Below are 13,491 nucleotides of genomic sequence, written 5' to 3'. Positions count from 1 at the left end.
TTCTTTCATTATGAGGAAGTTGAAGAAGACAGCCATGAGCTCTGTGAATTCATCTTAGATATATAGGTTTCTAATTTTGTAAATTGACTTTGATATCTATCCTGTCTTTTTTTAAGCAAAGTCTCAAGATTTTCCAACTTGTTAGACAAAATCTTTTGCTGTCTGTCAATGTAATTATCATTTGTAGTCGCATTGTTTTGAAGACCAGCCAATTGAACAAGTTTTCCCTTATATGCACCTGTACTTTTTGCATAAGTTTCCATAACAGTTTTTACTCTGGTTGCAAATCCTCCTGACAAAGTAGGTTGTGCAAGATTAGGTGCTTCTTCAGCAGAAGCTGTAAACATTGCTTTTACTTTTTCAGGATCGTTTGTCAGAGCTTCTTTTAGTTTGGTTTCGTTAATGGTTATTTTTCCATTTCCTGAATAAGATGATGCTGCTGTTATTCCTATATCTTTGGCAAACCCCATATCCCCCACCATTGATGAGAAAGCAAACCGTAAAGTTGAAGCCAGCTGAGATAAAGTGCTATCACCAAACAATATACCTTTTTGGGCTTTTGTTTCCCACTTTTCAATTTCGCTGGATGTCATTTTAGCTTTCTGCGCATCCGTTAAAGGCTCATATGTAGCCTGATTTCTCTTATTGGTTCGGCTCTTTGTTGTAACTAGTTCATTAACTGAATCCAAGATTTTGTTATATTCCTCTGCCATTTGTTTAATAACTTTAATGGTATCATCCGTATTTGACTCCGTTTTAAAGGAAACTGCCTCTGTTGTGCTTTCAAAAGTCCCTTCTACATTAAACTTTATCCCATCAAGGCTGACCGTGTTGGAGTTTCTCGTTATAGGAGTATCCACTGTGTCCCCATCATAACGAATGGTCATTTCTAAATCCGTACCACCAGTAATACCTTTGGCTTCATCTGTAGTCAATGTACTATCTGCGATATTCCCAAACAATGTCTTTGCAAGATCCCCGCTTCCACCATCTGAAATGTTAATTTTCCCCAGCTTCCCATATTCATCCGAAGTTATGTCAAACTTATTTGTAGTATTTAAGTAGTTTATGGTAACACCCGCATCTGCATCGGTGTTTATTTTACTCAGCACACTTGACAGTTGATCACTGCCTTTAAACTCAAAATCTTTGCCATTTACCGTTATTTTGTATAGTTTTTTGTTTGGATCCGTATTATCAGTAGTTGGGGTAATCCCACTCGGCGCTAGCTGCGCTAACTGTGCTATAGTTTTTGAATTATCTAATCTGTTTGTGATACCGCTTTCCATTCCAAATATACTATTGGTTCCGATAGTGTCCAATGTTGGCGAAGTGATTTTTAAAACCGACGTAGAATCTTGTACTACAAAATTCAATTTTGTACCTACTGCTGTAGCCGAGACTTTGTTGACGTCGATTCCATTGACTTTGACTTGACCAAAACTGTCCTTAAGTTTATTATTTATTGTCTGAGCCAGCATTGCCATTTTGGCATTATCATCACCAGCATTCATGATGTCATTAGATTCCGCTTCAGTGAAACTTATAGTCTTGCTTAACCCATCTAAATTAAAAGTCAGCTTCTTTCCTTCTACAGAAAACGGGCCTGTCTGTAACACATTAATAGGGTTAACTGCCACAATAGGATTTGAAGCACTGCCACTTTGTCCCTCATTAAATCCAAGCGCGCCCAAAGTGGTGGAATCTGCCCCGGTAATAGTAAAGGATCTAGAATCTCCACTATATGTTGATTTAAGTTCAAGCTTATCTCCACTTGTAGTAAAAGTAAGCTTATCCGCTAAACTGGTTGTACTGCTACCCTCAACCTTAACCATTCTTAGTGCCTCATTCAGCAGTGTACTTGTAGTTAGTCCCTGATACTCTGGACTTACATTTCCTGAGTCAGGTATAGTCAAAGTGTACTTAACATTATCATAAGTAATATTAAATTCCTTACCCGCTACAACATTGGTGGTTCTGGGTGCAAAACTAATATCCCCACTGGAAATCGTATTTCCCCCTATGCTACAGTTTCCCACTCCTCTTGTCTTTGTCGCTAACGCTTTAACACTTGTGATTTTATATGCAGCATCATTTGAAGTACTGGAACTAGTTACTGAAATCTTGCTTGCATTTGCCCCTTGTGAAACTTTCTTGCTGCAATTATAAAGTGCTGTATTTAACAAATTAGTAGATGGAGATGAGTAAGAAAAGAACTTATCTTGAAAGCTTGTTAATGATGATATTACTGTTCTATACGCCTCCTGTTTCCAAGTATACTTCTGTTGTTCCTGTTTCACTTTATCAATTTTAGCTTGTATATCCGATGTCATTGCTTGAACAACTTCTTCTGTATCCATACCACTAGCAAGGCCAGTAAAACCTTTTGCTGTATAACCCGAAGTTTTTGTACTGCTTGTACTTGATGAAAGACTATTTACACTTGTCATAACCATTCCTCCCTAAACTTATTATTATATTTTGACATCCCTGCCCTAATATTTCATATGTATATAAACTATCAAAATACTAAATTTTATATACTTATATATCGTCATATGCTAAAATATATTAAGGAAAAAATTAATAAAATGTGTTAAAATAGATTAATAAATATAACAAATTTACATAAGGGGAGATAAAAATTGGCAAAAGTAATAGCAGTGACAAACCAAAAAGGTGGTGTTGCAAAAACAACGACTTGCAATGCACTTATAAGTGGGCTTTCAAGAATGGGTTATAAAGTTCTTGGTATTGATTTAGACCCACAGGGAAGTTTAGGTTTTAGCTTAGGAATTAACATTGAAGAAGGGGTAACTCTATACGATGTATTCAAGGGTAAAGCAACAATTACAGAGTCAATCCGATCCATTGACTGTGGTCATTTTATTCCTTCAAATATACTATTAAGCACAGCCGAATTAGAATTTAATCACTCAGGCAGAGAGTTCTTATTGACAGAAGCTATTAAAGATATTAAAGATATCTACGATTATGTTGTTATCGATACTCCGCCGGCCCTCAATATATTAACAGTAAATGCTTATGTCTGTGCAGACGACTTAATTATCCCCATGATTCCTGAAATCCTAAGTCTTTTAGGGATTACTCAGATTAAAGATACGATTGAAAATGTAAAAAAATATTATAACCCGAAGCTCAATTTAACCTGTATTTTACTTACGAAGTACAACAAAAGGGCTTCTTTGACAAAAGAAGTATCTGAAATGACACAAGCTATTGCTTTGCAGCTGGGTACAAAGGTTGCTGATACCGTTATTAGAAACAGTGTAGCCGTTGCAGAGGCTCCGGCCCACGGCCTTGGCCTTCTTGATTATGCACCCAAATCCAATGCTTGCGTAGATTATTATAACTTTGTAAAAGAACTAATTCGTGGGGGTTTATAAAATATGCCTAAGAAAAGTAATAAAACAGCACATGTTTTAAGTTTGCTGACTAACGGCAGTGGCGAATTTTCAGAAGAAAGTATCCCTGTGTCCAAAGTTGAATTAGAGCAGAGAACAGTTTCAGAAACGTCAAGGAAAGAAGTCGTTGTCGAACTGCAGGGTTCCACACAACCTGACATTCTCTCCGATTTAGTTAAATCCGATTTAGAAAAAGAACTAAATAATGAACTAAGTAAAAAAAGTGATTCAAGTGCAACTTACGAAGAAGACCCAGGTACAAATGAACGCCCACCTTATTCAACAACTTTTATGGCAAAATTCGGTATACAACAATCTCCAGAAAAAGAAACTCCAAAAGTAAAAAGTGAAGTTTATATTTTAGAAGATTTTAATGATGAAGAAGAGGTTGCACCAATAGAACACCCAAATATTACACCAGTTGTAAATATTGAGTCATGCCCGTCCAATGTATACAATGAATGCACTAAAGCACTACACAATCTAGCCGAAGAGGCTATGAAAACCAAAGTTCCTGAGATTATGCAAAGTTTTAACATGTGTACTTGTCAGGATTGTGTGTATGCTGTAATGGCCTTAGCCTTAAATCATATAAAACCACTATATACTGTAATTGAAAAAGATCAGCTTTTCCAGAAGCTTGCCTCTTACGAACTTCAATACGGAACTGATTTGGCTTCCGAAATTACAAAAGCATGTATAAAAGTTAAAATTAATCCTAACCACCCTAGCCCAAATAAGAAATAAAAAGAAAGTTATTTCAGGATATTATGTAAAAGGGGTTGATGAGCTATGAACACAGATAAGAAAATACTTATTGCAGACGCTTCAAGTTTCGACCGTTCTATTATGTATAATGCATTAAAAAACACTTATACTATTTTAGAGTCCAATAACGGGCTGCGAACAATAGAACTTTTCATTGAAGAGATTGATCATATTAAATTGGCTATAATTGATATTTCATTACCTCGCATGGATGGATTTGATGTATTACAACATATTAAATTGATTGATCATGCTAAAAATATCCCCATTATTCTAACAGGAACTGAAGCCATAAAGGAAAACATATTAAAGGCTTTTCAGTATGGAGCCTCTGACTTTATGGTAAAACCATTTGAACCTGATTTCTTTAGGCAAAGGGTGTTATCACTCTTAGGAAATTCTTCAAAGATACCAGGCAATGCGCTAAACAAGTTGGTATCTGATACTGATGCTGACATTGAAAATTTAAAAGAGTTTGATAAGTTTTTAAATAAAACATTAAAAAATCTATATAGTTTACGTCAGATTGAAACACCTTATCATTTAAAAAGGGTTTCCCTTTTTACAGGAACGCTTCTAAAAACACTAGCTAAAAATAGTGCTAGTGGTGTTAACCTGAATGAATCACAAATAGAACTGATTATACGTGCATCTACATATCATGATATTGGAAAAGTAGCAATTCCTGATGAGATTTTAAGAAATGTAGATATTTTAACTGAACAGCAGCGTGCTACATATAATTCTCATACTACAAGGGGAGCTGAACTATTACAAATCAATAATAACCCTGCTCTAAGTAGTTATACACAACTAACAATAAATATTGCGCAAAACCATCATGAAAACTGGGATGGCTCTGGTTATCCTAATGGATTAAAAGGGAATGAAATTCCGCTTTCCGCACAAGTTGTAAGCCTTGCAGCAGATTTTGACCGGTTTTCTCGTGATTTTTACGGAGTTGTTGACAATGTATTTGAAGTTGCCATGGAAAGAGTACTTACATTTCAGCACAAATATAACCCCATGCTTATACGCGCTCTTGCCCATTCAGAATCAGTGATAGAAAAAATTATAGAAAAGTATTCAGACAAAAGATTAAAATAGGTTAATAATAAACCAAGAGCCAGCTTTAAAAAGCTGGCTCTGCTATTACCATGTACTAGTGCCTTTAGAAAAGGCTTTAATGGTTACCATTCCATCATCTGCGTTAAAGGTCATGGTTCTTGCATAATCTGAACCTACGTCCTGCCCAATTATGGGAATACGCATTTCTGCTAAAGTCTTTTTAACAGCTTCAAGATTTCTCTCCCCGATGTTTCCTACCACAGAATCACCCGGTATATTAAACATTTTGGCTCCCCCAGCAATTTTTGCAGTCATACTTCTTCGTACCGCCCCTATACTTTCCATTTTTTTAACAAGGGCTGGAATCCCTGAATCTGCATATCTGCATACAGATTTTCCGCTGCCATCCGTAGGAACTGTTGGCAGCATGATATGTACCATACCTGCAATCTTTGAATTTTTGTCATGGATACATACTCCGATGCAGGAGCCCAAAGCATAAGTAATTAATTTGTCGTCCCCTTTTACAACACCCATTTCAGCAATACCCACAGTAGCCATATTACTCATTATATACTCCTAATCTTGTTAGAACTCTTGTCAATGAATCTACATCTGGTATTAATAATAAATTATGTTTATGCATAATCCCATCAAATGAGAATTTCCCCTCAATCATCATTATCTTATCAGCCTCATAGCAGTATGTAGCCATAGGCACCGTTATAAGCGCCCCCATCATATTTATGGATATAGCAGGCACTGAAATATTTACGGCCATACCGGTCATATCTGCAATAGCATTTACATAAGATGCCATTAATATATTACCAATTTCACATACAGCTGATATATGCATTTCATCCATATCTTCATAGTTTTCAACTGTTATTCCAAGTAAACTGTCTAGCATCAGGTTGATAACATCCAAAGTTTGAATGCTCATCATCGCTCCATGTATGCCCTCCTCCAGTTTAACAAGTATACCTGCGACAATTTTTTCTGCACCGCCTAATGCTTCTACGGCTTCATTAATGTCCAGAATTTTTACACTAGGTACATCTATATTAACGGGTTTACCAATAGTTGCAGATAATGCAGTTGCAGCATTTCCGGAACCTATATTCCCTATTTCTCTTAATGCATCTAGCTGCATACTGTCCAAATCCTCATAGCTTTTTATACCCATTATATTTTCTCCCTCTTACACATTTTTTTCTTGCTTCAATATCTAAATGATCTAAACAACTTACCTTACTACATCTTTATACAGAACCAGGAGTCACATTATGAGATTCAATGGTCCCATTGTCTTCAATAAAGGTTTGATGATCCATGTGCCCATTAATTCTAAACATAGCCGTTCCAATTATAACTCTGACACTTGTGTGAATTACTTTTCTAGCTATCACCATACACCCTTCACAGGAGCCGTCAGCATTTAGCTTATCTTTTTTTTCTTGAAGTTCAATCATCTCACGCCTGATATCTGTTTTTTTCTGCATGAGCATTAAAACTTTTTTCTTCTTTGCCTTTATTTCTTCTTCTGTATCCATGCTGTTCTTTCTAGAAGCTCTGGTTATCTCCCCATCCAGTAAATCATAAGAATGTTTCAACTTAGAAAATGCATCTTCATATTGTGACATAATTTCCTGATTTTCTCTAATTCGTTCTTCTGGCTTAGTCTTTAAATTTCTAATATCCTGCCAATTAGGAATTATCTGAACATCCATCGGAATATTTAAATCGCTTCCAATTGTATTGACCTCAATAGTTTTCCCTGCTATATAATTACCTCCAAGCAGAGAAGCTCTTTTGCCTTTACCAATAATCGATTCAACGGCTCTGACATCACAATTAATACAATAATCACAATAAAAATTTTGTCCAGCTACAATCCTGGCCATTTCAGCAAATTTTACAGTCACATCGCCATCTGCCTTAAGGAAACCTTTTTTCATACCGTTAATGCCATTTTTTATCACAATATCACCAGTTGAGTTTAAAATGCTCGCTTCAACATAGCCGTTAACAACGATGTCTCCGTTTGCATAAATGGCATAATCAGAAAGGACGCTCCCCATAACCACAACAGCCCCATTAAACCGAATATTTCCTGTAGCTGGGCCTACGTCACCAGAAATCGTATAAACTTCTTTGATTTCAACCGCACCCTTATTAATTTCCACCATTCCATTGTTTATCGCAATAAACTCAAGTCCATCCTCTGATACCTCTACACCTTTCCCACTGTTTATAACCGCTGGTTTTCCAGGTGTAGCTTTTACAGGTTTACCAAAAACATCTATGCCTTCAATTCCGTCAGTCTGAGGGGTAATCCTGCATAAAACATCCCCCGCATTTACATTGCGTACAAGTCCCAGTTCTTTATAATTCACTGTACCGTCATCATTTTCGGTGGGGGAACTTCTTAAATCCATTGAAAAGAAATACTCGATGCTTCCATCTTCACCTTTAACCGGTCTTAGTCCTGTTGCCACCTGAAAATCTTTATAAAATGCGTCACCCTTGCAATATTCCACTATGCCAGCTTCATCAATACCATATGTAACATCTTTTTCTTTTAATAGTTCATATATCACATCTGTAGATATCCGATTGTCTACATCTTTTCCGCGCCTATAATCTTGTGCCCTTATATACGCATTCATCTTATCAGCCGAAAAAAATAACGTAAATGTGACAGGATTTTTCTCTACCTCAGATTTATCTGCACTTTGGTCAAAAGCTAGTTCTTTCTCCTTTTGATCTAACAAGCTGTCAAGTTCATCCATATCATTAAGTTCATCAGTATTATCAAGTTTATCAGTTTGTTCTTCCTTCTTAGATGTCTGTTTACTATTCAGAATATCACTCTTTATATTCACATCTTCTATCACGACAGCTTCATCAAAAATTTCTTCAATATTCATAGTCTCTTCCACAAGCTGCATTTCCTGTTCAGTTTGCACTTTCTCATTACTCTGCACTGAAACAGAAGGAATATTTTCTTCTTGTAAGTTTTCATTATCAGTACTATGCGTAAACATCCCCACTGCTTTATGATAAAACTTGTCAACCTTCTGCTCAAGTCCACTTTTTTTCTCTTCCGTTGTGTTCGACATTCTACTCATCTCAGATACTCCTAGTTTGATAAATAAGTAATAACTAATTATCTAAGGTTATTGATAACCTCTTCTATTTCATTTGAAGTCTGTACCATCTTTAATGACATTGAATAAGCTCTTTGTGTTTCAATAAGTTTTACCATTTCATTGGAAACCTCTACATTGGAAAGTTCCAAATATCCGGATTGAAGCTGTGCATCTTCTTTTAGTATAGGCGCACCGTTTTTAGCTGTAGGTGAAAACAAATTGTCTCCTTGCAGAAGCATACCGTCTTTTATCTTAAAATCAAATACCCCTGGTTTTTGCACTTCTTCTGCCGCTTTTGCGTTGTTTGTATCCTTTGTACCTTTGGTATCTTTCGTATCTTCTTTACCTGGTAAATCAACTTTTATTCTTTCTAAATTCTTATCAAGAACAAGTTCACCATTTGCAGTTACTAAATAAAATTCACCATCATTTCTAAGGGAATGCTGAAAACTCCCGTCTCTCGTATAATATATTTCATTAGTAGCAGGATTTTGAACTGCAAAAAAACCGGAGCCAACTATGGTATAATCGGTTGGATTGTCAGTGGGCTGAACTCCGCCGTTATTAAAATTACTATCCGTTTTATCTAGACGGGTACCACTGCCAACCTTAAGTTGTGAATCTTTGTCTGCAGAATCCCTTATATTACTATATAGTAAATCTACAAAGCCGGCACTTTGAGACTTATACGCTGTTGTGTTAACATTTGCCATATTGTTGCCTATTACATCCAGCTTTGACTGTTGTGCTTTAGCACCTACTCCTGCAGTGTAGAAAGAAATATCCATTTAACAACCTCCCTAATTATAACGCCGCTAGCTCAACCGCTTTACCCATTAACTGATCGTATGCCTTAGCAATCTGGCTGGCACTCTGAAACGCTCTCTGACTGGACATCATAGCCATCATTTCATCCATGGCCTGTACATTAGAACGCTCTAGTGTTCCCTGCTTGACTACTCCATCAGTCACAACAGCATTTAAAGGATTTGTTGTTTTAAACATTCCTTCATCCACTTTTTGTACTTGAGTATAATCTGTGAAATTCACCAAGCTTATCTTCCCAAGTGCTTCTCCAGTTTCTGAATCCGTAATGTTTCCTTCTGTATTGACACTAATTTTGTCTGTTCCTACTTGGATAGGACCATTTTCGCCCATTACTCTTCCTATGTGCTGCAGCGATAAATACCCATCAGCATCTATGTTAAAGGAACCATTTCTTGTATACCTAGTTTCTCCATTAGGTGTCTGAATTTGAAAGAATCCGTTACCTCCCACTGCAAAGTCTAACTTTCTATCTGTGAAATCTAATGTTCCAGCCGTATAATTTGTTACCAGTTCATCTGCAGTTTTAATTGCTGAAGAATTATTGAGTGGTGTGTATACACTCTTATCTTTGTTCCCAGTTCTGTTTATTAAAACATCTCCAAAAGTTGTTGTCGCAAGTGTATCCTCCTTATACCCTGGTGTAGATACATTTGACATATTATTACTGATGTTATTCAATACTCTTGACTGGGTCAGCATACCTGACGCCGCCATATAATAGCCTTTAAACATTATTATTCTCCTTTTAAGCGGTATAGTAACTTTGTAAATTAATCTTAAGTTTTTTTAAGGCAGCAGAATGTAATTGAGAGACTCTTGGTTCGCTTATCCCCATAACCTTAGCAATCTGCTTCATGCTAAGTTCTTTTCTATAGTACAGCGAAACCACCATCTGTTCGTTTTCTCTGAGACCTTCTACTGAGTTCTTCAGAATATTCTGCAATTCCTTCTGTTCCAGGCTCAGGGACGGCATAGTTTCTGAATTATGATCTTTTAAAAACTTCTCATTGTGCCCTTCTTCCTGGACGCCATCTACAAGTGCATCAAGCGATAAAATATTAAATAAATTTGTTTCACCTAATGCTTTATAATATTTTTCTACGGTGATCTCTAGATGACCTGCAACTTCTTCATCTGTGGGATATCTTCCAAGCTGAAAATATAGTTCTGAAAAAGTCTGGTCAATTGCTTTCCCCAATTTTCTTACATTACGCGGAACCCAATCCTGTTTTCTTGCCAAATCTACTATAGCTCCTCTTATTCTAAGAGAGGCATAGCTTTCAAACTTAACATTTTTATCAGGATCAAATTTATCTACGGCCTGCATTAATGTGATAATTCCTTCATTTATAATGTCATCCATATCTGTAAAACTTACATATACGCCTCTAAGTTGTATTGCAATTGTTTTAACCATGCCACTGTAACGCATAACAATTTCTTGTTTAATATATATATCGCCACTTTCGCGATAAAGTTTAAACAAATCTTCTACAGTTTTTGATTTTAGCAAGTTATCATCCATCATGTTCCAATTCCTTCTGCTCTAAATTAATTACATACTAATGTTGCCTAGTGCCTGAATTTGTACATTATTTGCTACTTCATTAAAAGCAAGAACATACACATTCGGGTAGAATTGTTCTATAAGTCTATAGAAGTAGACTCTTATAACATTGCTTGTAAGTATGACAGGAACCGTGTTTAGCTCCTTGAACTTACCTATATGTTCACCCAGCTGCGTTACAATCTTTTGAATTAAATCTGGGCTTAGTGCAAGGTATATTCCCTGCTCACTTCTTGTAAGACTGGATAAAACAGCCTTTTCAATCTCACTATCCAGTGTAACTACCTTAAGTTGTCCATTTTCACAGAACCGTCTCGTTATAGTACGTTTAAGTGCGCTGCGAACATTTTCAGTCATAACATCTATATCATTAGTTCCCTGCGCGGAGTCAATAAGGCTCTCCAAGATAGTAATCATGTCTTTTATTGGAATTCCTTCTTTTAAAAGGTTATACAGAACTTTCTGCAATGTACCATAAGAAATAACATTAGGCACTGCTTCTTCGGTAAGCTCTGGTGAAGTTTTTTTTGTATTTTCAATGATTTGTATTACTTCTGCTCGAGTTAGAAGTTCATGGGCATGACGCCTTACGGTTTCTGACAAGTGTGTAAGCATTACAGACAGCGGGTCTATAACTGTATAACCATATACTTCTGCCATATCCCTTTTTTCAGGGGTAATCCATTTACTCGGTATACCATAGGCAGGTTCTATCGTATCTATACCATCAATATCGCCTGCTGGCCTTGGAGGCTGGAGTGCTAAATAATAGTCTACTAACAACTCTCCTCTGGCAATCTCCTCGCCTTTTAGTTTTATAACGTATTGATTTGCATTTAGTGCCGCGCTATCTCTTAACCGGACAGAAGGCACGACAAAACCCATTTCCTGAGCAAATTGCCGCCTAAATATTACGATTCTGTTTATCAGGTTTCCCCCACTGCTTTCATCCACAAGCGGGATCAAGCTGTATCCAAACTCCATCTCAATAGGCTCTACATTTATCAAGGAGTAAATATTATTTATATCTTTGAAATATGCATTTTCATCGAATTGTTCTTCTGGATAAATATCCGCCTCTGCCTCAGCCATACCTAGCTGTTGTTCCTCCGCTGCTCTAGATCTCAACAACCTAAATCCTAACACAATAAGGAAAATTCCTAAGATGGTTGGCTGTGTATGAGGTGCTCCAGGGATCAGGTTCAGCAAGAGCATAACCCCTCCTGAAATAATAAGAACCTTTGGCTGTGAAGTAAACTGCTTAATTACATCTTCACTCAAGGTTCCTTCTGCTACTGATCTAGTTACAATCATGCCTGTAGCTGTTGAAATTAAAAGTGCTGGTATCTGTGATACCAATCCATCTCCTATAGTTGCAATGGAATATATGTTTAAGACTTGGGAAAAAGGAAGTCCGCTTTGCACAACTCCGATAATGGTTCCTGCAATAAAGTTTATTAATGTGATGATGATGGACATAATCGCATCACCTTTTACAATCTTGGTTGCACCATCCATGGCTCCGTAGAAATCCGATTCTCTTTGAATCTTGCTTCTTCGGGTTCTTGCTTCATCCTCTGTAATAAGTCCTGAACTTAAATCTGCATCTATAGCCATTTGTTTGCCGGGCATAGCATCCAGAGTAAATCTTGCCGCTACTTCAGCTACACGTTCAGCGCCCTTAGTGATTACTATAAACTGAACCAAAACTAGGATTAAGAATATAATAACACCGACTACAATGTTTCCCCGTAGTACGAAATTACCAAAAGTTGCAATAACCTGCCCTGCGGCTCCCTGCTCTGTTAAAATAAGTCTCGTTGAGGAAATGTTCAGAGATAACCGGAACAAGGTTGTTATCAGCAAAAGTGATGGAAATATGGAAAATTCCAAAGCTTCACTTATGTACATGGTGGTAAGCAGGATTATCAGGGAAACTGTAATGTTGATAATAAACATCATATCCAGAATAAACGGATTTAATGGGACTACCAACAGTACAACAACCATCAAAACGAATAACGCTACGACGTGATCTAACAGTTTTTTCATTTGATATCCTCTTTTAATCTATGTCTATTTTGTCTTTGCATGTTAAATGCACCATTCCTTGCCTACTTACCTATAGCAGATTTTATTCTGCTGAACTGGTCATTAATTTGAAATACCTGATATTGATATTGAAGCTGTGCTCTACCTAATTCTATCTGTTCCACATCAAGGTTGACATTATTGCCATCCAGCCTGTTGCTTTCTTCTTCACTAACATCAACTTTCATCTTAGAACCTAAAATAGCCTTTCGGATTTCATCTTTGTCAGGATTCTTTTGATTCTTAAATTTATCCAGCTGTGAACTAAGTTCATCCTCAAAAGATATGGTTTTTGCTTTATATCCTGGAGTATCATTATTTGCAATATTTTCAGAAATAATTCTCTGTTTTTCCCATAAATAATCCAAGCTCTTCTGTGATAAAGTTATGTTATTATTGTCTATCCAGCTCATATTTCTTTCCTTCCTTATGTATGTTTTTTCAATTAATGTAATTTTTTTACACCACTTGTTTCTTTTACAATCAGTATTTATTTATTATACTATTTTTTGAATACTTTAACAATAAGATTTGACAAAAAAATACACAAAACCCCTAAGTAGCCTTAGGGGTTTTGTATTTAAACTGC

12 protein-coding genes are annotated in these 13,491 nt (G+C 36.4%); 3 read left to right on the top strand and 9 right to left on the bottom strand.

The window, feature by feature from the left end; genetic code table 11:
• Positions 1-8: 8 nt before the first annotated feature.
• Positions 9-2,450, bottom strand: coding sequence for a flagellar filament capping protein FliD (fliD, locus tag RTW14_RS01805; protein ID WP_312647761.1), 2,442 nt, complete (start codon positions 2,448-2,450; stop codon positions 9-11).
• 195 nt (positions 2,451-2,645) lie between these two features.
• On the opposite strand from fliD, the gene RTW14_RS01800 reads away from it, so the two are divergent.
• From RTW14_RS01800 to RTW14_RS01790, 3 genes are read left to right on the top strand one after another with little or no spacing between them, the layout of a single operon-like run.
• Entirely contained in the window at positions 2,646-3,407 is a 762-nt protein-coding gene (locus tag RTW14_RS01800; protein WP_312647760.1) for a ParA family protein, read from the top strand.
• Between the two features lie 3 nt (positions 3,408-3,410).
• On the top strand, positions 3,411-4,172 hold the full coding sequence (locus RTW14_RS01795; protein WP_312647759.1) for a late competence development ComFB family protein: 762 nt from the start codon (positions 3,411-3,413) through the stop codon (positions 4,170-4,172).
• A 45-nt stretch (positions 4,173-4,217) separates the two neighbouring features.
• Complete coding sequence (locus RTW14_RS01790; RefSeq protein ID WP_312647758.1) at positions 4,218-5,300, top strand: response regulator; 1,083 nt, start codon at positions 4,218-4,220, stop codon at positions 5,298-5,300.
• Positions 5,301-5,345: 45 nt separating this feature from the next.
• Here RTW14_RS01790 and RTW14_RS01785 read toward each other — a convergent pair whose 3' ends face one another.
• The 8 genes from RTW14_RS01785 to flgB all read right to left on the bottom strand — a co-directional run bounded on the left by RTW14_RS01785 (position 5,346) and on the right by flgB (position 13,315).
• Positions 5,346-5,831: a chemotaxis protein CheD gene (locus tag RTW14_RS01785; RefSeq protein WP_312647756.1), complete on the bottom strand. Its 486-nt coding sequence runs from the start codon at positions 5,829-5,831 to the stop codon at positions 5,346-5,348.
• On the bottom strand, positions 5,824-6,450 hold the full coding sequence (locus RTW14_RS01780; protein ID WP_312647753.1) for a chemotaxis protein CheC: 627 nt from the start codon (positions 6,448-6,450) through the stop codon (positions 5,824-5,826). The genes RTW14_RS01785 and RTW14_RS01780 overlap by 8 nt, the downstream gene beginning before the upstream one ends.
• A 76-nt stretch (positions 6,451-6,526) precedes the next feature.
• Entirely contained in the window at positions 6,527-8,395 is a 1,869-nt protein-coding gene (locus tag RTW14_RS01775) for a DUF342 domain-containing protein (protein ID WP_312647751.1), read from the bottom strand.
• Positions 8,396-8,433: 38 nt separating this feature from the next.
• Positions 8,434-9,204 (bottom strand): flagellar hook-basal body protein, encoded by a 771-nt coding sequence (locus RTW14_RS01770; protein ID WP_312647749.1) that lies wholly within the window; start codon positions 9,202-9,204, stop codon positions 8,434-8,436.
• Positions 9,205-9,220: 16 nt separating this feature from the next.
• Positions 9,221-9,976, bottom strand: a complete 756-nt coding sequence (locus tag RTW14_RS01765) for a flagellar hook-basal body protein (RefSeq protein WP_312647747.1) — start codon at positions 9,974-9,976, stop codon at positions 9,221-9,223.
• A 13-nt stretch (positions 9,977-9,989) separates the two neighbouring features.
• Positions 9,990-10,772, bottom strand: coding sequence for a sigma-70 family RNA polymerase sigma factor (locus RTW14_RS01760; protein WP_312647746.1), 783 nt, complete (start codon positions 10,770-10,772; stop codon positions 9,990-9,992).
• Between the two features lie 27 nt (positions 10,773-10,799).
• On the bottom strand, positions 10,800-12,863 hold the full coding sequence (gene flhA / locus RTW14_RS01755; protein WP_312647744.1) for a flagellar biosynthesis protein FlhA: 2,064 nt from the start codon (positions 12,861-12,863) through the stop codon (positions 10,800-10,802).
• Positions 12,864-12,925: 62 nt separating this feature from the next.
• Complete coding sequence (gene flgB, locus RTW14_RS01750; RefSeq protein WP_312647742.1) at positions 12,926-13,315, bottom strand: flagellar basal body rod protein FlgB; 390 nt, start codon at positions 13,313-13,315, stop codon at positions 12,926-12,928.
• Between the last annotated feature and the right edge of the window lie 176 nt (positions 13,316-13,491).

The sequence above is a fragment of the Aminipila sp. genome (assembly GCF_032051575.1).
Lineage (GTDB): Bacteria > Bacillota > Clostridia > Peptostreptococcales > Anaerovoracaceae > Aminipila.
The sequence above is the reverse complement of the archived record's forward strand: the minus strand, read 5'-3'. Positions and strand labels throughout refer to the sequence as shown.